Raw genomic sequence first — 21,012 nt, 5'->3', positions numbered from 1 at the left:
TTACGCTTTGGCGGTCAATTCTTCAATGGTGTGGAAATGGTTGGTGTAAATGCAGATATCGCCTGCAATATCCAACGCCTTTTCAGCAATTTCGCGCGCGCCGAGCTCGGTATTTTCCAACAGAGCGCGAGCGGCAGCCTGGGCATAAGGACCGCCGGAGCCGATAGCAATTAAATCGTTTTCAGGTTGCACGACATCGCCGTTACCCGTGATGATGAGCGAGGCGGTTTCATCCGCGACGGCCAGCAACGCTTCCAGTTTGCGTAGCATACGGTCGGTACGCCAGTCTTTCGCCAGTTCAACGGCGGCTTTGACCAGGTGCCCCTGATGCATTTCCAGTTTACGTTCAAACAGCTCGAACAGCGTGAATGCATCCGCAGTACCGCCCGCAAAGCCCGCAATGACCTTGTCGTTGTAGAGGCGGCGGACTTTCTTCACGTTGCCTTTCATTACTGTGTTACCCAGTGTGGCCTGACCATCACCGGCGATTACCACGTGGCCGTTACGGCGTACGCTTACTATTGTTGTCACGAGCAGACCCCTTGGTTACTAATGCTGAATTGCGGCCCCGTACGGCGTACGGGGCATAATGCAAGTATAGATGGGGGAGATTTTGAGGGTTTCAACCCCCGGTGGCGAGTCGAATGCAGTTTGTATGGCCCGCCATCTTCAGACGGTTAATGGTGCTGTCGGCATTTTCTTTACCTTTCACCGGCCCGATAACCACGCGATTCCAGCCGTTATTGGTGGTAATTTTGGAGTCAAAGCCTTCAAACGCCAGCTGAGCGCGGACGCTTTCTGCCTGCTCGGCGCCTTTGAATGAACCACATTGCACCATCCAGCGACGCTCATCTTTTTTCTCTGCTGTCGCCTTCGGCGCTTCAGGCGCGCGCGTAATTGGTGCGGCTTTCGGCGCTGCCGCGCTGGTATGCGCCGGCGTTTGCAGCAAATCCTGATAAGGTTGCTGCGAGGCCGTCTGCTTCGGCGGCTGACTTTGGCGCGCGGGTTGCGCCGGGGCGGACTGTACCGTGCGTGTTTGTGGCTGCTCGTTTACCCGCGGCTGCGTACGTGGTTGCTGAACAGGCTGCGTTTGAGCCCACTGCTGCTGCTGCTGCTGCGCCTGACGCTGGCGCTGTAGCGTTTGCTGGCGTTGTTCTGGCGTCTGCTCGTTCCACGGCACTTCGTTAAGTTGCGTCGGCTGCTGACGCATATCCGCCTGCATCTGCTCCAGGAGTTGACGCTGCTCGCTGGTGAGCTGATTCGGATTCATGACTTCGCCGCCGGCGGACGGTTCCGTTGGCGTGCGCACGCCCGGCTGGCGACTTTCCAGCTCTTTGATGTAACGCCAGCGCTCTTCCGGTTTTGGCGGAAGCCCATTGCCGGTGACTTTCTGGTTTTGTAGCGTTTCGGACTCTTCTTTCTTATGGTGAGTAATGAAGTACAGACCGCCGATAAAGGTCACAAGGACGGCTGCCGCAATCGCGACCATTGCCGGCGAGACGGCAGGCATGTTGCTTTGCTTCTTCCGTGAGTTCCGTGAGGTGCTCTTTTTGCGCCGCGAAGGAGCCGGTTGGCCGCGACGTACATAATCTCGTTGTGCCACTATCGTTTCGCTGTATTTATTCGTTCGTCAGCCCGTCATGTTACTGAAGCGGCGGGCCTTTGACCAGACAGGTGAGTCTTAAAGCTATTTACTTTAGGGTAAAGCGCGCGTAGAACCGCGAATAATCAGCTCGCAATCCATTAAACGCGAGCCGCTGCTCACATTTTGCCCCTGCATCTGATCGAGTAACAGCAGCATCGCCTCGCGACCAATGTCAAAACGCGGCTGCGCCACGGTTGTCAATGGAGGATCGCAAAACTCGGCCAGCGCGATATTGTCAAAGCCGATAATCGACAGATCGTCAGGCACTTTCAGACCCTGGCGCTTGGCCCAGGAGAGGGCGCCCAGCGCCATTACGTCGCTATGACAAAAGACGGCGGTAGGCGGCAACGGTTGCTCAAGCAACTGCTTTAATGCGTTTGCCCCGGCTTCAAAGGTAAAGTCGCCACGGGCGATGTAATGCGGATCGACCACAATGCCACTGCGTCTTAATGCCTGTACGTAACCTTGTAAGCGATAGTGACAGAGCGGCATATCTTCCGGCCCCGCAATACAACCAATCCGCTTGTGGCCCAAATCCAACAGGTAGTTCATGGCATTGAACGCGGCGGTGAGGTTATCGATATGTACCGTCGGCAGTTCAAGCTCCGGCGCAAACTCATTCGACATCACCATCGGGGGCAAATTGCGCTGCTCCTCAACGCTGGCGTCAAAGGGCAGTCGGGAACTGAGAAGTACCATGCCGTCGATCTGTTTGGTGATGATGAGATTAAGAAAGGTTTTTTCTTTCTGGTTTTGATGGGCGCAATCGCCAATCAGCACCAGATACCCCTGTTCTGCCGCGGTCACTTCGATACCGCGGATAATTTCACTGAAGAAGGGATCGCAAATATCCGGGACAATCACCAAAATCGTACGGGATTCATTGCGTTTTACATTTCGCCCCATCGACTGCGGGAAATAACCCACTTCAAGCGCGGCCTGTTCAACCCGGCTACGGGTCGACTGGGAGACTTTATCGGGGTTCATTAACGCGCGGGATACGGTTGCCGTAGAGACTTTCGCCTTCAACGCAACATCCTTCATCGTAGCGGCAGTAACCTGCTTGTTCGATTTCACTCTTTCTCCTCGCCTGGGAACTGCTGGCGCAGATCTATCCCTGGTAACACTCATCGAAAACATTTTTATCAGATAGTGCGTGGAAGCGGTTACAGAATTTTCATAAAAAGTGTGATGGATCTTTAATTTTACGATCCGCCTCGCATCGTGAGGACTATCCTTCAATCGGATCGACGTCCAGAACCCATTTAACTTTCCGCGCTTCAGGGAGCGTATTGATCAACGCCAGCGTGCCGCTGATGATGTGTTGCAGGCGAATCCGTGAAGGATGCTGAAGTAAAATTTGCCAGCGATAGCGGCCGCCGCGTTTTGGCGCGAGGGCCGGAACCGGACCTAAGATCCACAGCTTATCGTCTGATAGCGGGCTGGCCTGAATCAGATTACGCAACTGCTGGAGAAAGACGGGCGCCTGCTGATTGTTGTGATCCTCTGCGCGAATAATGACGTGGCTGGTCCACGGCGGAAGCTGGAGCGTTTGCCGTTCCGCCAGCGCCTGCTCCGCAAACGCATCATAGCCTTTATACAGTAACGTTTGCAGCAGGGGATGCTCAGGATGGTGCGTTTGGAGCACCACTTCGCCCTGTTTACCCGCGCGCCCGGCGCGGCCGGAAACCTGAGTGTAGAGCTGGGCGAAGCGTTCCGCCGAACGAAAATCTGCGGAAAAAAGCGCGCCATCGACGTCCAGCAACGCCACCAGCGTGACGTCCGGGAAGTGATGGCCTTTCGCCAGCATTTGTGTGCCTATCAGAATGCGCGCTCCGCCGCGGTGAACTTCCGCCAGATGCTGCTCCAGCGCGCCTTTACGACTGGTGGTATCACGGTCGATTCGTGAGATCGGCACGCCGGGGAAGAAGGGCGCCAGCACCTGCTCCAGCTGTTCCGTCCCTAACCCAACCGGTAGCATATGTGTGGAGCCGCAGGAGGGGCACTGACGCGGTACCGGACGCTGGCTGTCGCAGTGATGACAGCGTAAATGATGCTGCGCCTGGTGCAGCGTGTAGTAGTGATCGCAACGCGGGCACTCCGCAATCCAGCCGCAGTCGTGGCAAAGCAGCGCGGGCGCGAATCCCCGGCGGTTAAGAAATAAAATTACCTGATTGTCGGCCTGGAGATGTTGGCGCATACGGGCGATAAGGGCGGGCGCCAGTCCCGCCTGAAGACGCTGGCCTTTTAAATCCAGTACATGCTGCAGGGCTGGGCGGGCGTTGCCTGCGCGCCGCGTCAGACGCAGCATCCGGTATTTTTTCTGCCGCACGTTGCATAGCGTTTCCAGGGCTGGGGTGGCGGAGCCGAGAATAATCGGGATCTGTTCGCTATGGGCGCGATACACAGCCAAATCGCGGGCATGGTAGCGCCACCCTTCCTGCTGTTTATAAGAGCTGTCGTGCTCTTCGTCGATGACAATCACGCCAAGATTTTTAAACGGCGTAAACAGCGAGGAGCGCGTGCCGATGACAATCGCCGCTTCGCCGTTTTTCGCTTTCAGCCATGCCGAAAGACGCTCGCTGTCGTTTAGCCCGGAATGCAGCACTTCCACCGGCGCGTTAAAACGTTCGCGAAAACGGGCGATCGTTTGCGGCGTCAGGCCGATTTCCGGCACCATCACCAGCGCCTGTTTGCCCTGGGCGAGGACGTTTTCCAGCACGCTCAGATACACTTCGGTCTTGCCGGAACCGGTTACGCCTGCCAGCAACCAGGCGGAGAAACCGTCCGACGCGCTGTGAATCGCGCCGACCGCTGTCGCCTGTTCGGTATTTAGCCGCAGGCGCTCTCCTGCGACGGCATAATGCTCCCGCCAGTCGGTAAACGCGGGCGTTTCACTGGCAAGCTCACAAAGCCCCTTACGCCGCAGCGTTTGCAGCGTGGCGTCAGTAAAATCAAGCTCGGCTACCTGATAGCGCCAGATCTTTCCTTGCCGTAGCGCCGCCAGCGCCTGTTGTTGTTTGGCGGAGCGTTTCAGGCTGTTGATGTCGGCGGCTTGCCCCTCTTCGGTGGCGAACCAATACCATAGGGGCGCGTTGCTGGCTGGTTTTCCCTGACGCAGTAAAACCGGCAGAGCGTGAAACAGAACGTCGCCGAGGGGATGGTGGTAGTAATCCGCCGCCCAGAGGAGTAAGCGCCAGATGGAGGGAGAAAAGATGGGCTCGTTATCCAGGATTTCAATGACCGATTTTAATTCATCGAGCGGCAATTCGCTGTGGTCGCTAACCGAGACGACAATGCCCACGCGCTCTTGCTGCTTGCCGAACGGAACGCGCACGCGGCACCCGGCTTTGGCGACCTCGCCTTCCGGCAGCAGGTAATCAAAGGTTCGGGGAAGCGGAACGGGCAAGGCAACGTGCGCGACGGACATAGCATCTTCCTGACTTGAAATTTCGTCGGGTAGTATACACATTACGATAAGGGAGCGCGGATCAGTTTGCATACGGTGGTCAAATTCTGTATGATTCGCCGCCTTTGGTGCGTGTTGTGAGCATCAAACCCTTTACTATTAACTTCGCGTGGTGTCTGGCGTTAGGGCTGGAAGAGCGACGCGGCCTTACACTGAGGTTCCCCATGAAAAAAGGTATTCACCCGAATTACGTAGAAATTACTGCAACCTGTTCTTGCGGTAATGTTATCAAAACCCACTCTACCGTGGGTCACGACCTGAACCTGGACGTGTGCGGCAAATGCCACCCGTTCTTCACTGGTAAGCAGCGTGTTGTTGATACCGGTGGTCGTGTTGAGCGCTTCAACAAGCGCTTCAGCATCCCTGGCAGCAAATAAGTTACCGCCAGAAAAAAAGCGCCGCAGGGCGCTTTTTTTGTTTTCTAGGGATAACAGTATTTGTTCAGACACATTCTGTGATCCGTAATCGCTTTCATTACGCTTCCTGCCGTGAGTTTTAACGAAGGATTTATAGTCAGTCCCGCGCTTTCCAGCCCCTTCGCTGTCCATTTATTGCAGGTATTGAGTATGCCGTAGCGGCCATTCGCGGCGTAAAACTGGCTATCGCCGTAAATTCCTTGTTTTAACGGAATCAGATTACCCTCTGCGTCACGCGCAAAGCTGCGGCCCAGATAACGCATCAGACTGTTACGCTGGTTTGTGTGCAGGAGCAGTGATTTTATCTCGCTACCGGCGAAATAGCGTTCTGGTTTACCGGAAAAGGCGACGATGTGCATAACCGCGCCGGATGACCAGAACATGGCCTGGAGCGTAAGCGCGGTGGTTATTTCTTGTGACTGATAAAAGCCCTTATCTCCCCAGCCGATTTCATACCACTGCGTCTCCTGAGCGAACCGTTTTTTAAGCTGTGGCAGAACGGTATTAACATCATGGGCCGGCGCAATAATTCCCGTGTGCCAGCCATGACTGACGATATAGATTTCCGTCGGGGAGGGATGTCCGCCTGTCGTAGGTTTTACGGCTTGTGGAAAGGTTGTGCAGCCATATAGCAATAAACTTAACCAGGCGATAAAGAGATTTTTCATGACATATCACCAGTAAAGGCGCGGTATGTTGTGGCGTTTGTCTAATGACGCAGCGCTTATCGGGTCGGTACCGGATTGGTAATCCATTGATATTTTTACATTCCTCTTCGAGGGCAATAAGGTGGATGTCGTAACTACAATACGTTTTAACCATTCAGGCGGAAGTTGGCTTCCGCCTGTTTTACTTTTACTATCTCGCTTTATTTTTTAAACATCTGCTCTGGATCGATAATCAGCGCCCGATAACCCAGCATACCGGCACGGTTACTGTGTACTTTTAGCTCCAGCATCACATCCTGAGTACCGTCTTTGACTTCATCCAGAACGGAAACGATCGGTTTTGTACCGCTCATTCCCGCTGTAGCCGAGTACATGAACATCGTTTTGGTTTCCGGGCGATATTCCGTGACGGAAGTAATGGCGCTGTACCAGTCAAAACCGCGCTCTTTACCATATTCCCACATTTGGGAAACCGTCATATTTTTTTCGTCAATTTGATATTCCACGCCGCGGGAATATTTCATTGATGGCATGGCCGGTTGTTCCATGCCGCGCGCATCGCCGTTATCAAAGGCGGTCACGACGGTTTTACCTCCGGTGCTTTTGGATGGCACTAACCAACCGGTATGTTGTGTCCATGTCCAGTCAAATCCACCGTCGCAGTGGTGCGCTTCGCAGGTTAGTGGTTTACCGTTGCTGTCTACGGGTTTCAGCACTTTTTTCGCCAGTTCGCCTTTCCAGCCGGATGGATCGGAAAGTATCCATTTCACTTTTTTATCGCGACCAATTTTGATGATGGCAGACTGGTGGCGCGAGCTAATGATAATGCTGTCGTCGCGAGGATCGTAGCTGACGGAGTTAACATGTGCCCAGTTGCGGCCCGGGCCGGAGCCCGCGATATCGCCGAAGGGTTGTTTTGCAAGCTGCTCTTTGGTCATGACCTGACCGGAATGTTCGGCATCGACGCTCAAACATACCGCTCCCTGATCCATCGCCAGAATAACGTCGTCACGATAGGGGTCGAGGATTTTTGGCAGATCCCAGTAATCGACGGTATCGCCGTTCTGGTCAACTTCAAGAATATGATCACGCACAGTATTGATGGTGTATTTACCATTTAATGGATAATTTTCTTTTGCGACACGCAGCAGGTAGGTGCCTTTCGGCGTTTCGGTAATGGCGTGCGAAAAATCAATAAATCCTTTTGGCAGTCGTTTATCGGAAATAACGCGGCCTAAGAAATCATATTTAAAGTAACGTTGACCCTGACCAAAAATAAGATTGCCATCGTTAACCTGATGGAAGCTCATCATGGAACCAAAGCGCGTTATATCATCCTGGTTACGGAATTTATCAATATTCATATAGCCGCGAACGTCGCCATTCGTATCGCTAATCCAGTTGATACCGGTATAATCCCAGTTCGCCGCGCCGCCTGCGACATGCATAATGTGGCCGGCTCTTGGCATCCCTGTTATATGGTTAAAAAGATATAAGCGATTTTTAAGCGAGCTATCGACTTTAACCGGTTCTACCGTAGGAAGAACGGCAGTTTGCCCGGTAGTAGAGGGCAATGATACCGGTGCGGCGTAAATGGACCACGTATAAGTTTGTTTTTTACCTTCTTCAGTCCAGTCAACTTTAACCTTATTGACATAATCTGGATACAAGCCAAATACAGGTATGCCGTCATGGGTATTTATAGCCTGCGGGCCGACATCATAACTGATCGGGATGCCTTTTTCCCCTTTCCCTAAAACGGTAACCTTCACGTCCTGTACATTATGATTGGCTTTATTAATGATTGCTGTTAATGGGAAAACGCCGCCGTAGGGAGCGACATCGACCATACCTAATGGCCCTTCATGTACTGGAATGACATCTGCTGATGCGACCATTGGCCTGTTTGGGTCTAAAACGCCTGAGGCTAAAACGCTGCCGCTCAAACACAGGCAACATAATACAGGTAAGACTTTCCTTGTAAATAACATGTTTATTTCCCCATTCGATATTATCGATAAGTTGAATGTATATTAACTTCCTTATTTGTTGGAGATGAAAAAACATTTAAAAAAGTAAAACAATCCGCGGAGGGGAATAATGATGCTGGTCACAAATATGAGGTATTCATGGTCTTTTTAACAATACTCATCGTTATACTATTTGTTCAGTAAATATATGGTGGTGTATTATTATTCATGTGCGCTTTGCTACGTGAAACTTTAAATAAAGATTGGAAGTTTAAATATAATAAAATTATATCGGTTATGGCATGTCGGGAATTTTTTTTCAGGAAAGTAACGAAGAGAAACTTATCATGTCTGACAAATTTATCTATCGAGGGCTATTCGGGAAGATGAACATTTAGAAAAATGTCGGAGATAGCCGCGTACAGGGGGAATCGTTAAAAAAGCGCGGCCAGAGGCGTTCTGACCGCATGCTTTGCTATCAGTATTCCCACGTTTCCGGGTCAATCCCCATCTCACGCATGATCTCTTTTGCCGCTTCCGGGATTTCATCGCTGCGCTCTTTTCGCAGATCGGCATCATCCGGCAAGGGTTGCCCGGTAAAGGCGTGCAGAAATGCTTCACACAACAGCTCGCTGTTGGTGGCGTGGCGCAGGTTGTTCACCTGACGACGCGTACGTTCATCGGTGAGGATTTTTAACACCTTCAGAGGAATGGAAACCGTAATTTTTTTGACTTGCTCACTCTTCTTACCGTGCTCAGCGTATGGGCTGATATATTCGCCGCTCCATTCAGCCATGAGATACTTAATCCTCTTCGTCATTAATATTGAGGTCTGAACCTGAGCCCGGACCATAATCGCGCGTAGTTTACCGTAGTGGCGCGGCCCTGACACGAAGTTAGCGGTCGCAGATGTGCGCTAATGCATATAATTTTAACGGCTATTTGCGGTTTGCTCAATCTATACGCAAAGAAGTTTAGATGTCCAGATGTATTGACGTCTATTGTGGTAGTGGTTAATCTGTGGCCTGACTTTCACCGACTCAGCCAGGAATATCTTCATATGACGCGTAAACAGGCCACTATCGCAGTGCGTAGCGGATTAAACGACGACGAGCAATACGGCTGCGTTGTGCCGCCAATCCATCTCTCCAGTACCTATAACTTTACCGGTTTCAATGAGCCGCGCGCGCATGATTATTCCCGCCGCGGTAATCCCACGCGTGATGTGGTTCAGCGCGCATTAGCGGAACTGGAAGGCGGCGCGGGCGCGGTATTGACGAATACCGGCATGTCGGCGATTCATCTGGTCACCACCGTTTTCCTCAAGCCGGGCGATCTGCTGGTCGCGCCGCATGATTGCTATGGTGGCAGTTATCGTCTGTTTGACAGTCTGGCGACACGCGGCTGTTATCGTGTGCGGTTTGTCGATCAGGGCGATGAACGTGCCTTACAGGCGGCGCTGGAAGAAAAACCGAAGCTGGTGCTGGTAGAAAGTCCAAGTAATCCATTGTTACGCGTGGTGGATATTGCGAAAATCTGTCGGCTGGCGCGCGAGGCGGGCGCAGTGAGCGTCGTTGATAACACGTTTTTAAGCCCGGCGCTGCAAAATCCGCTGGCGTTGGGTGCCGATCTGGTGTTGCATTCATGCACGAAATATCTCAACGGTCATTCGGATGTCGTGGCCGGCGTGGTGATTGCTAAAGATCCGGAAATGGTCACTGAACTGGCGTGGTGGGCGAATAATATTGGCGTGACGGGCGGGGCGTTTGATAGTTATCTGCTGCTGCGTGGTTTGCGAACTCTGGTGCCGCGTATGGAGCTGGCGCAGCGCAACGCGCAGGCGATTGTGGATTACCTGCAAACCCAGCCGTTGGTGAAAAAACTGTATCACCCGTCGCTGCCGGAAAATCAGGGGCATGAAATTGCCGCGCGCCAGCAAAAAGGCTTTGGCGCAATGTTGAGTTTTGAACTGGATGGGGATGAGGAGACGCTGCGTCGTTTTCTGGGCGGGCTGTCGCTGTTTACGCTGGCGGAATCTTTAGGGGGAGTGGAAAGTTTGATCTCTCACGCCGCCACCATGACGCATGCCGGTATGTCGCCGCAGGCGCGTGCCGCCGCCGGGATCTCCGAAACGCTACTGCGTATCTCCACCGGTATTGAAGATGGCGAAGATTTAATTGCCGACCTGGAAAATGGCTTCCGGGCTGCAAACAAGGGGTAAACATGAGTGTGATTGCGCAGGCAGGGGCGAAAGGTCGTCAACTGCATAAATTTGGCGGCAGTAGTCTGGCGGATGTGAAGTGTTACCTGCGTGTCGCAGGCATTATGGCGGAGTATTCGCAGCCTGACGATATGATGGTAGTGTCCGCCGCAGGCAGTACCACCAACCAGTTGATTAGCTGGCTCAAGTTAAGCCAGACCGATCGCCTTTCTGCGCATCAGGTATTACAGACGTTACGCCGCTACCAGTGCGATCTGATTAGCGGGCTGCTTCCCGCCGACGCGGCAGATGACTTAACCAGCGCTTTTATCAGCGATCTGGAACGTCTTGCCGCCTTGCTCGACGGCGGCGTAACGGATGCCGTCTATGCCGAGATTGTCGGACACGGCGAAATTTGGTCGGCGAGATTGATGTCCGCCGTCCTGAATCAGCAGGGGCTGGATGCCGCCTGGCTGGACGCGCGCGCATTTTTACGCGCCGAACGCGCCGCACAGCCGCAGGTTGATGAAGGGCTATCTTATCCTTTATTGCAACAGCTACTGGCGCAGCATCCTGGCAAACGTCTGGTCGTGACCGGCTTTATCAGCCGCAATCATGATGGCGAAACGGTCCTGTTAGGCCGGAACGGTTCCGACTATTCCGCCACGCAAATCGGCGCGCTGGCGGGCGTTTCCCGCGTGACCATCTGGAGCGATGTCGCGGGCGTTTATAGTGCCGACCCGCGCAAAGTGAAAGATGCCTGCCTGCTGCCGTTGCTGCGTTTGGACGAAGCCAGCGAGCTGGCGCGTCTGGCGGCGCCTGTTCTGCACGCCCGCACGCTACAGCCAGTGTCCGGCAGCGATATCGATTTGCAGTTGCGCTGTAGCTACACGCCGGATCAAGGTTCAACCCGAATTGAACGGGTGCTGGCTTCCGGGACGGGCGCGCGTATCGTGACCAGTCACGATGATATCTGTCTGATTGAGTTTCAGGTGCCCGCCAGCCAGGATTTCAGGCTGGCGCATAAAGAGCTCGACCACATTTTAAAACGGGCGCAGGTGCGTCCGCTGGCGGTGGGCGTGCATCGCGATCGCCAGTTATTACAGTTCTGCTATACCGCCGAGGTAGCGGATAGCGTACTGAAACTCCTCGACGATGTCGGGCTGCCGGGCGAATTGCGCCTGCGGCAGGGGCTGGCGCTGGTGGCGATGGTCGGTGCGGGCGTTACTCGCAATCCGCTACACTGCCATCGCTTCTGGCAGCAGTTGAAAGGTCAGCCAGTGGAGTTTACTTGGCAGTCGGAGGAGGGCATCAGTCTGGTGGCGGTGCTGCGTACCGGCCCGACTGAGAGCCTGATTCAGGGGCTGCACCAGTCTGTTTTCCGCGCCGAAAAACGCATTGGCCTGATGCTGTTCGGTAAGGGGAACATCGGCTCCCGTTGGCTGGAACTATTTGCCCGTGAACAAAGCACGCTTTCCGCGCGTACTGGTTTTGAATTTGTGCTGGCGGGCGTGGTGGATAGCCGCCGTAGCCTGTTGAATTATGAAGGGCTGGACGCCAGCCGCGCGCTGGCATTCTTTGATGATGAAGCCGTTGAGCAGGACGAAGAGTCGCTATTCCTGTGGATGCGTGCGCATCCGTATGATGATTTAGTGGTGCTGGATGTGACAGCAAGCGAGCAACTGGCCGATCAGTACCTTGATTTCGCCAGCCACGGTTTTCATGTGATTAGCGCCAATAAACTGGCGGGCGCAAGCGCCAGCGATAAGTATCGCCAGATTCATGACGCGTTTGAAAAAACCGGGCGTTACTGGCTGTATAACGCCACCGTGGGCGCGGGATTGCCGATCAACCACACTGTGCGGGATCTGATTGACAGCGGCGATACGATTCTCTCGATCAGCGGGATCTTCTCCGGGACGCTATCCTGGCTGTTCCTGCAATTTGACGGTACGGTGCCTTTCACCGATCTGGTGGATCAGGCCTGGCAGCAGGGGTTGACGGAACCCGATCCGCGCGTCGATCTTTCCGGAAAAGATGTCATGCGTAAGCTGGTGATTCTGGCGCGCGAGGCGGGATACGACATCGAGCCGGATCAGGTGCGTGTAGAATCGTTGGTGCCGGCGCATTGTGAAGAAGGGTCTATCGATCACTTTTTCGAAAACGGCGACGCGCTGAATGAACAGATGGTACAGCGTCTGGAAGCAGCCCGCGAACTGGGGCTGGTGTTGCGTTATGTGGCGCGTTTCGACGCCAATGGCAAAGCGCGCGTCGGCGTTGAAGCGGTGCGTCCGGAGCATCCGCTGGCGGCGCTGCTGCCGTGCGATAATGTCTTTGCTATTGAAAGCCGCTGGTATCGCGATAACCCGCTGGTGATCCGTGGGCCGGGCGCGGGTCGCGATGTGACCGCCGGGGCGATTCAGTCTGACATCAACCGCCTGGCGCAGCTATTGTAATACGCCTGCCTGCCGGATAGCGGCTTCGCCAGATCCGGCAGCGGGCAAACCGGGGTATCTGTTTATTCTTCGTCAGATGCGTTTTCTGCATTGGCGACGATAAATCGGTTCATCTTCGCCTGAATAATGGCTATGCCGACAGGGGGGAACAGCAAGGCCCAAAATAGCGCCCAGCCGCTCTGTATCCCCGTATTTTCGTTTGCATTCTCCAGCAATGTTCGGATTTCATCGCTAAGCGTCAGACACAATATTGCTGTGCTATGATAAGCCTGACTACGTCAGATGGGCCATTTACGCAAACGAGAATAACACCAATACGATCGGCTGGAATAGACAGTGATTTACTCCAAAAATAAACACCATACGACGATCCCAGCGAACTGATAAAAGAGAGCACCAAAAAGAAAAAAGTGATCCCCCAGAATCGATAGCTACTCAGGAGATCGGCGCAGGTCCATTTTTTATCTGACATTGACGGTAAAGTAATTTCCATATTTATCCCTTGTTTTCCATAGAAAATAAGAATGTATAGAACTATTTAACTTGATAATAAATATTGATTATGTGAACAACGTTTATAGCCGATCTTAACTTAAAACGAAGGGCCATTTTATCAAATAGTTCTATTCTTTTTCAGCGTGTAAAAGCAGGATGTGAGGTGATTAAATCTATAACGCCTCCTGAATGATATTCTGTGATTTTTTATGCGTGGCATTACATCATTGGGTTAAATGTGATTCCATTGTGAGTTATATTTTTCCGTCAGCAAATACAGAATTTGCGTGACGCGTTTGGCGGAATAGTGGGCGCTTTGCTGGAATTCAGGTTGTTGCCATAGCCAGGTAACAAAGCGGCGACTGGCCGCCAGATTAACGGCGACACCTTGTTCTAAGTGGGAACCAGTTAACGAACAGACCATTTTGCGGTTGTGACCTTGCCCCCAGAGTTGCCACTGATTTTGCCACCATCCCTGCCATGTTTTGCCTAACAGTTGCCACTCTGCGCGGCAATCGTCATCGTTTATCTCTTCCTCAACGAACCACAGCGAGGAGAGACGCTGGCGAAACCGCTCCGCCCATGCCGTAATGACCGCGCCGCGCAAAAAACACTCATGGGCAATGATGTGTGTCGCGACATCAGGAAAGCGGTTTTTCAGCACCCGAAAATGACCATGCGCCGTAATGACCGGGCGAAGTATTGTTCCTTGCGCGTTACGTTTAAGCGCCGCCGGGCCATACTGAATCTCATCGAACTGGCTGCGCTGTAAAAATTGCCGTTCTTTAATGGCGATACGGTGGATAATATCGCCATCCTCACCCTCGGGCGGCGCAATTCCTTTCCAGTGGTAATGCAAACTCTTTCCGGCATAAAGTAACGTGAAATTGCTGGAAAGGTGAAGAATATTGCCGCGAACAGCGTCAAAACTGAATAAAAAGTACAATTGCTGGAAGGCATTCGCTCCCTGAAACGGTACGAGCAGCGGAATACTGCAAATCTGTTCCGGCGTTTCGGCGGCATTCAGCGCGTGCTGTTTTGGCGTCCAGACCTTCTTACAGTACTGGCACTGAAGTCGCTGCGTTCCGCCGGGATTACGTCCATAACGAATGCATGCTTTTTGATAGCAGTCGGGACAAAAGTAACCATGCTCTTTGGCATATTGCGCGATATAAGCAGACGCCCAGCGGCGAAATTCCCCCTCGTTGAAGAGCGGCGGATAGCTGCCGCAGGCTCGACAATGCAATGCCGGATAACCCAGGCGATAGTCCGGCCACACATAATCCGGCGAGTCAGGCAGCCCAAGATTGCGACAACCAGCGCTTTTGCAGGCATTAATGGTGAACAGAGGCGGCATACATTTTACCAACGATTTTTGCAGGTCGTTGATTCTGCCTTCATAAAACGGTACGCGGGTGTGAGGACTCTCACATAAAAAAACCTTTCAGAACGTAACGTAGCGAATCTTTATATGACTGAAAGGGACTTATTTATGAAAGTAAAACTGCTTGCTGCCGGTATTTTGTTCACGCTGCCGTTCTGGGCCTGCGCCAAAGATGTCACCATTATTTACACCAACGATCTACACGCCCATGTGGAGCCTTATAAAGTGCCGTGGATTGCTGACGGTAAACGCGATATTGGCGGTTGGGCCAATATCACTACGCTGGTGAAGCAGGAAAAAGCCAAAAATAAGGCGACGTGGTTTTTTGATGCCGGAGATTACTTTACCGGACCGTATATCAGCAGTCTGACGAAGGGTAAAGCGATTATCGATATTTTGAATACCATGCAGTATGACGCTGCCACTATCGGTAATCATGAGTTCGATCATGGTTGGGACAATACATTGTTGCAACTGAGCCGGGCAAAATTCCCTATCGTGCAGGGCAATATTTTTTATGAGGACAGCAGTAAATCCTTCTGGGATAAGCCGTACACCATTGTTGAAAAAGATGGCGTCAAGATTGGCGTAATCGGCTTACACGGTGTCTTTGCTTTTAATGATACGGTTTCCGCCGCGACGCGCGTAGGCATTGAGGCACGCGATGAAATTAAGTGGCTGCAACGTTACATTGATGAACTTAAAGGTAAAGTCGATCTGACCGTCGCGCTGATTCACGAAGGCACCCCGGCCCGCCAGTCCAGCATGGGAAATACCGATGTGCGACGCGCGCTGGATAAAGATATTCAGACCGCAAGTCAGGTAAAAGGGCTGGATATTTTGATTACCGGCCACGCGCATGTCGGTACGCCGGAACCGATTAAAGTCGGTAATACGCTGATCCTCTCAACGGACAGCGGCGGCATTGATGTCGGCAAACTGGTGCTGGACTACCAGGAAAAGCCGCATCAGTTTACGGTGAAGAACTTCGAGCTGAAGACCATTTTTGCTGATGAGTGGAAGCCCGATCCGCAAACGAAACAGGTGATCGACGGCTGGAACAAAAAGCTCGATAAAGTCGTGCAGCAGACGGTGGCCCAGTCGCCGGTTGAGTTGACCCGCGCGTATGGCGAATCGTCGTCGCTGGGGAATCTGGCGGCGGATGCGCTGCTTTTTACGGCGGGGAAAGACACCCAGTTAGCGCTTACTAACTCTGGCGGTATCCGCAACGAAATCCCGGCTGGCGCGGTGACGATGGGGGCGGTAATCAGTACCTTCCCGTTCCCTAATGAACTGGTCACGATGGATTTAACCGGTAAACAATTGCGCAGCCTGATGGAGCATGGCGCCGGATTAAGCAACGGCGTATTGCAGGTGTCTAAAGGGCTGGAGATGAAGTATGACAGCAGCAAACCTCTCGGCCAGCGGGTTACCGTGCTGACGCTCAATGGCAAACCGATTGACGATGCGGCGGTTTATCACATCGCCACCAACAGCTTCCTTGCCGACGGCGGCGATGGTTTTGCGGCGTTCACGGAAGGCCAGGCGCGGAATACCTCCGGCGGCTACTATGTGTCGAATGCGATAGTTGATTACTTTAAGGCGGGCAACACCATCACGGATGAGCAGCTCAAAGGGATGCGCGTTGCGGATGTGAAGAAGTAATTTCCCCTGCCGCGGCGCGTTCAGTGTCGCGGCGTGACATGAAGAAAATTCAACTTTGCTGAATATTCCTCATTCTTTGGCGTGATTTTTCAGTTGACGTCCTTCTGCTTTTCCGTCATTTTTACATCTGGACGTCTAAACGGATAGATGTTTACAACACAACAAATAATAACATGCGATTGATGAGGTAAGGTATGAGCTTTTTTCACGCCAACCAGCGGGAAGCCCTGAATCAGAGCCTGGCGGAAGTACAGGGTCAGATTAACGTTTCGTTTGAATTTTTCCCGCCGCGCACCAGTGAAATGGAGCAAACCCTGTGGAACTCCATCGATCGCCTGAGCAGTCTGAAACCGAAGTTTGTTTCGGTAACGTATGGCGCCAACTCTGGAGAACGTGACCGCACTCATAGCGTTATTAAAGGCATTAAAGAGCGTACTGGGCTTGAGGCCGCGCCGCACCTTACCTGTATTGACGCCACGCGCGATGAGCTGCGCACCATCGCCCGCGACTACTGGAATAACGGTATCCGCCACATTGTTGCTTTGCGCGGCGATTTGCCGCCGGGCAGCGGTAAGCCGGAGATGTACGCCGCCGATCTGGTTGGTTTGCTCAAAGAGGTGGCCGATTTCGATATTTCAGTAGCGGCCTATCCGGAGGTACATCCGGAAGCGAAAAGCGCGCAGGCCGATCTGCTTAATCTGAAGCGTAAAGTGGATGCTGGCGCTAACCGCGCGATAACCCAATTTTTCTTCGATGTGGAAAGCTATCTGCGTTTTCGTGACCGCTGTGTTTCCGCCGGTATCGACGTAGAAATTATTCCCGGCATTTTACCGGTGTCTAATTTTAAACAGGCGAAAAAATTTGCCGATATGACCAATGTCCGCATTCCGTCCTGGATGTCACTGATGTTTGAGGGGCTGGATGATGACGCAGAAACCCGCAAGCTGGTGGGCGCTAACATTGCGATGGACATGGTGAAAATTTTAAGCCGCGAAGGAGTGAAGGATTTCCACTTCTACACGTTGAATCGTGCGGAAATGAGTTATGCCATTTGCCACACGCTGGGCGTAAGACCCGGTTTATAATCTCCAGCTCCCTGCCGGGAGCTTTATTACACCTCATATTGATCTACATCTCTGTAACTAAAAATATAAAAGGTATTAGCTATCGAATCTGTGGATTAATTCAACTATATCTATTTGCTCCTGGTGTATATCGTAACGGTAACACTTTAAAAGGGAGCTGAGATATGAGCACGACCGACGATACCCATAACACGTTATCCACTGGAAAATGTCCTTTCCATCAGGGGGGGCATGACCGAAGCGCAGGCGCAGGGACAGCCAGCCGCGACTGGTGGCCGAACCAGCTTCGTGTGGATCTTTTGAATCAACATTCCAACCGTTCTAACCCGTTGGGTGAAGACTTTGACTACCGCAAAGAGTTTAGCAAGTTAGACTACTCCGCCCTGAAAGGGGATCTCAAGGCGCTGCTGACCGATTCACAACCGTGGTGGCCCGCCGACTGGGGCAGCTATGTCGGTTTGTTTATTCGTATGGCCTGGCATGGCGCTGGCACCTACCGTTCTATTGATGGTCGTGGCGGCGCGGGTCGTGGTCAACAGCGTTTTGCGCCGCTTAACTCCTGGCCGGATAACGTCAGCCTGGATAAGGCGCGTCGTTTGTTGTGGCCGATTAAGCAGAAATATGGCCAGAAAATTTCCTGGGCCGACCTGTTTATTCTGGCGGGTAACGTGGCGCTGGAAAACTCCGGCTTCCGTACCTTCGGTTTCGGCGCCGGGCGTGAAGATGTCTGGGAACCGGATCTGGATGTGAACTGGGGCGATGAAAAAGCCTGGTTGACTCACCGACACCCTGAAGCGCTGGCAAAAGCGCCGCTGGGCGCGACCGAGATGGGCCTTATCTACGTTAACCCGGAAGGGCCGGATCACAGCGGCGAACCACTTTCTGCCGCCGCCGCTATTCGCGCTACCTTTGGCAATATGGGGATGAACGACGAAGAGACCGTGGCGTTGATCGCTGGCGGGCATACCCTCGGTAAAACCCACGGCGCGGCAGCGGCATCCCATGTAGGGGCCGATCCGGAAGCCGCGCCGATTGAAGCGCAGGGCTTAGGTTGGGCCAGCAGCTATGGTAGCGGCGTTGGCGCGGATGCTATCACCTCCGGGCTGGAAGTGGTCTGGACGCAGACGCCGACCCAGTGGAGCAACTATTTCTTCGAGAACCTGTTCAAATATGAGTGGGTACAAACCCGTAGTCCGGCTGGCGCTATCCAGTTTGAAGCGGTAGACGCGCCGGACATCATCCCGGACCCGTTCGATCCGTCGAAAAAACGTAAGCCAACCATGCTGGTCACCGACCTGACGCTGCGTTTTGATCCGGAGTTCGAGAAGATTTCCCGTCGTTTCCTTAACGATCCGCAGGCCTTTAATGAAGCCTTTGCTCGTGCCTGGTTCAAACTGACGCACAGAGATATGGGACCAAAAGCGCGTTACATCGGACCGGAAGTGCCGAAAGAAGATCTGATCTGGCAGGACCCGTTGCCGCAACCGCTCTATCAGCCAACGCAGGAAGACATTATCAACCTGAAAGCGGCGATCGCTGCATCCGGGCTTTCTATTAGCGAGATGGTTTCGGTTGCCTGGGCATCCGCGTCTACTTTCCGCGGCGGCGATAAGCGTGGCGGCGCTAACGGCGCGCGTCTGGCATTAGCGCCTCAGCGCGACTGGGAGGTCAACGCCGTTGCGGCTCGCGTTCTGCCGGTATTAGAAGAGATCCAGAAAACGACGAATAAAGCCTCGCTGGCCGATATTATTGTGCTGGCGGGCGTGGTTGGTATCGAGCAGGCGGCCGCTGCTGCGGGTGTCAGCATCAGCGTACCTTTTGCGCCGGGCCGGGTGGATGCGCGTCAGGATCAGACCGACATCGAGATGTTCTCGCTGCTTGAACCGATTGCCGATGGATTCCGTAACTATCGTGCGCGTCTGGATGTGTCGACGACCGAATCGCTGTTGATTGATAAAGCGCAGCAGTTAACGTTGACCGCGCCGGAAATGACGGTACTGGTTGGCGGGATGCGTGTGCTGGGAACCAACTTTGACGGCAGCCAGAACGGTGTCTTTACCGACAGACCGGGCGTGCTCAGCACAGACTTCTTCGCTAATCTGCTGGATATGCGTTACGAGTGGAAGCCCACCGACGACGCTAATGAGCTGTTCGAAGGCCGGGATCGTCTGACTGGCGAGGTGAAATACACGGCAACCCGCGCCGATCTGGTGTTTGGTTCCAACTCCGTACTGCGCGCGCTGGCGGAAGTTTACGCGTGTAGCGATGCGCACGAGAAGTTTGTGAAGGACTTCGTCGCGGCATGGGTGAAAGTGATGAACCTGGACCGTTTCGATCTGTTGTAAATCTTATGCCGGATGACGCTAACGCTTATCCGGCCTACCGTCTCATATGCCCACCGGGCAAAAAAATCCCCGCGCAATTGCGGGGATTTTTCATTGCAAGCCGACCTTATTCCCATTCCTGCAAAAAGCGTTGACCATACTGGTCGGCGACCAGCAGCGCGGCGTACACTTCATCCGGCGTTGCGCCGCCAGGCATGTTATGAATAGTTTCACCTTCTGCGCAGGAGGCTTCCGCGACGGTGCGCATTTTGGCCGGGATATCCTGTTTAATATCCAGTTGCGCCAGCGTAATCGGCAGGCCAACGGAATGGCACAGCGCCGCAACGGTTTCGATTTCTTCGACCGGCGCGTTTTCCAGCACCAGTTGCGTCAGCGTACCGAAAGCGACCTTCTCACCGTGATAATAGTGGTGCGCATCCGGAATCGCCGTTAAACCGTTATGAATCGCGTGCGCTGCGGCCAGACCGCCGCTTTCAAAACCGACCCCGCTCAGGTAGGTGTTGGCTTCGATGACGCGCTCCAGCGCTGGCGTGACGACGTGCTGTTCGGCGGCCAACATGGCTTTTTCGCCTTCTTCGATCAGCGTGTTATAGCATAGCTCCGCCAGCGCCAGCGCGGCCTGTGTACACTTGCCGCCCGCCATTGTGGTGGCGCCGCTGCGTGAGCAGGCGCGCGCTTCAAACCAGGTCGCCAGTGCATCGCCGATACCGGCTGCCAGCAGACGCGCCGGCGCGCCCGCCACTATCTGCGTATCGACAATGACCATATTCGGGTTATGCGGCAGCAGCAGATAACGGTCAAACTCACCGGCATCCGTATAAATAACCGAGAGCGCGCTGCACGGTGCGTCGGTAGAGGCGATGGTCGGCGCGATAGCGACCGGGACGTTCATAAAATGCGCCAGCGCTTTGGCGGTATCCAGCGTTTTACCGCCGCCGATACCCAGTACGGCGCCACACTGACTTTTTTCGGCGACGGCGCGCAGCCTGTCGATCTCATTTTGCGAACATTCGCCGCCAAACGGGGCGATTTCTACTGACAAACCGGCATCCGTCAGGCTTTTGCGCAGCGTCTCTTCGGCAAATCCCAGCACGAATTTATCGCCCACAACCAGCCAGTTGTTCGCCATTGGTTTTAAATAATCGCCAAGACGCGCGATGACGTTTGCACCCTGAATATACTTACCTGGTGACTGAATAATGCGATCCATACAT

The 21,012-nt window shown here is 53.5% G+C and carries 15 protein-coding genes and 1 pseudogene; 6 read left to right on the top strand and 10 right to left on the bottom strand.

Annotated elements, in window-relative coordinates:
• The 4 genes from hslV to priA all read right to left on the bottom strand — a co-directional run bounded on the left by hslV (position 1) and on the right by priA (position 5,075).
• Positions 1–531: an ATP-dependent protease subunit HslV gene (hslV, locus tag LDB27_RS21065; protein ID WP_000208240.1), complete on the bottom strand. Its 531-nt coding sequence runs from the start codon at positions 529–531 to the stop codon at positions 1–3.
• Between the two features lie 91 nt (positions 532–622).
• Positions 623–1,603 (bottom strand): cell division protein FtsN, encoded by a 981-nt coding sequence (ftsN, locus tag LDB27_RS21060; RefSeq protein WP_000068807.1) that lies wholly within the window; start codon positions 1,601–1,603, stop codon positions 623–625.
• A gap of 93 nt (positions 1,604–1,696) precedes the next feature.
• A complete protein-coding gene (cytR, locus tag LDB27_RS21055) occupies positions 1,697–2,722 on the bottom strand; it encodes a DNA-binding transcriptional regulator CytR (RefSeq protein ID WP_000841337.1) in 1,026 nt (341 codons plus the stop codon).
• A gap of 154 nt (positions 2,723–2,876) precedes the next feature.
• Positions 2,877–5,075: a primosomal protein N' gene (priA, locus tag LDB27_RS21050; protein ID WP_000109374.1), complete on the bottom strand. Its 2,199-nt coding sequence runs from the start codon at positions 5,073–5,075 to the stop codon at positions 2,877–2,879.
• Between the two features lie 203 nt (positions 5,076–5,278).
• On the opposite strand from priA, the gene rpmE reads away from it, so the two are divergent.
• On the top strand, positions 5,279–5,491 hold the full coding sequence (gene rpmE / locus LDB27_RS21045; protein ID WP_000715284.1) for a 50S ribosomal protein L31: 213 nt from the start codon (positions 5,279–5,281) through the stop codon (positions 5,489–5,491).
• 44 nt (positions 5,492–5,535) lie between these two features.
• On the opposite strand, the gene LDB27_RS21040 is transcribed toward rpmE, so the two are convergent.
• The 3 genes from LDB27_RS21040 to metJ form a co-directional block, all read right to left on the bottom strand.
• Entirely contained in the window at positions 5,536–6,198 is a 663-nt protein-coding gene (locus LDB27_RS21040) for a TIGR02117 family protein (protein WP_000792791.1), read from the bottom strand.
• Between the two features lie 200 nt (positions 6,199–6,398).
• Positions 6,399–8,189: an aryl-sulfate sulfotransferase gene (locus tag LDB27_RS21035; protein WP_000899639.1), complete on the bottom strand. Its 1,791-nt coding sequence runs from the start codon at positions 8,187–8,189 to the stop codon at positions 6,399–6,401.
• A gap of 457 nt (positions 8,190–8,646) precedes the next feature.
• Positions 8,647–8,964, bottom strand: a complete 318-nt coding sequence (metJ, locus tag LDB27_RS21030) for a met regulon transcriptional regulator MetJ (protein WP_000852811.1) — start codon at positions 8,962–8,964, stop codon at positions 8,647–8,649.
• A gap of 264 nt (positions 8,965–9,228) precedes the next feature.
• Between metJ and metB the strand changes: the two genes are divergently transcribed.
• Positions 9,229–10,389: a cystathionine gamma-synthase gene (gene metB / locus LDB27_RS21025; RefSeq protein ID WP_000197211.1), complete on the top strand. Its 1,161-nt coding sequence runs from the start codon at positions 9,229–9,231 to the stop codon at positions 10,387–10,389.
• 2 nt (positions 10,390–10,391) lie between these two features.
• Positions 10,392–12,824 carry a bifunctional aspartate kinase/homoserine dehydrogenase II gene (metL, locus tag LDB27_RS21020; protein ID WP_000110807.1) on the top strand — a complete coding sequence of 811 codons (2,433 nt, stop codon included), beginning with the start codon at positions 10,392–10,394 and terminating at the stop codon, positions 12,822–12,824.
• Between the two features lie 62 nt (positions 12,825–12,886).
• On the opposite strand, the pseudogene LDB27_RS21015 reads toward metL, so the two are convergent.
• A pseudogene (locus tag LDB27_RS21015) lies at positions 12,887–13,317 on the bottom strand (hypothetical protein).
• Positions 13,318–13,551: 234 nt separating this feature from the next.
• Positions 13,552–14,676: a hypothetical protein gene (locus LDB27_RS21010; protein ID WP_001134819.1), complete on the bottom strand. Its 1,125-nt coding sequence runs from the start codon at positions 14,674–14,676 to the stop codon at positions 13,552–13,554.
• A gap of 135 nt (positions 14,677–14,811) precedes the next feature.
• Here LDB27_RS21010 and LDB27_RS21005 point away from each other — a divergent pair, with 135 nt between their 5' ends.
• From LDB27_RS21005 to katG, 3 genes are all read left to right on the top strand, one after another.
• Positions 14,812–16,368: a bifunctional metallophosphatase/5'-nucleotidase gene (locus LDB27_RS21005; protein ID WP_000865258.1), complete on the top strand. Its 1,557-nt coding sequence runs from the start codon at positions 14,812–14,814 to the stop codon at positions 16,366–16,368.
• A gap of 194 nt (positions 16,369–16,562) precedes the next feature.
• Positions 16,563–17,453, top strand: a complete 891-nt coding sequence (metF, locus tag LDB27_RS21000) for a methylenetetrahydrofolate reductase (protein WP_000007507.1) — start codon at positions 16,563–16,565, stop codon at positions 17,451–17,453.
• A gap of 164 nt (positions 17,454–17,617) precedes the next feature.
• Positions 17,618–19,798 (top strand): catalase/peroxidase HPI, encoded by a 2,181-nt coding sequence (katG, locus tag LDB27_RS20995; RefSeq protein WP_000108114.1) that lies wholly within the window; start codon positions 17,618–17,620, stop codon positions 19,796–19,798.
• A 106-nt stretch (positions 19,799–19,904) separates the two neighbouring features.
• Here katG and gldA read toward each other — a convergent pair whose 3' ends face one another.
• Positions 19,905–21,008, bottom strand: a complete 1,104-nt coding sequence (gene gldA, locus LDB27_RS20990) for a bifunctional L-1,2-propanediol dehydrogenase/glycerol dehydrogenase (RefSeq protein ID WP_000374031.1) — start codon at positions 21,006–21,008, stop codon at positions 19,905–19,907.
• Positions 21,009–21,012: the final 4 nt, after the last annotated feature.

Source organism: Salmonella sp. JXY0409-18 (genome assembly GCF_020268625.1).
In the GTDB taxonomy this organism is placed as follows: Bacteria; Pseudomonadota; Gammaproteobacteria; order Enterobacterales; family Enterobacteriaceae; genus Salmonella; species Salmonella enterica.
The sequence above is the reverse complement of the archived record's forward strand: the minus strand, read 5'-3'. Positions and strand labels throughout refer to the sequence as shown.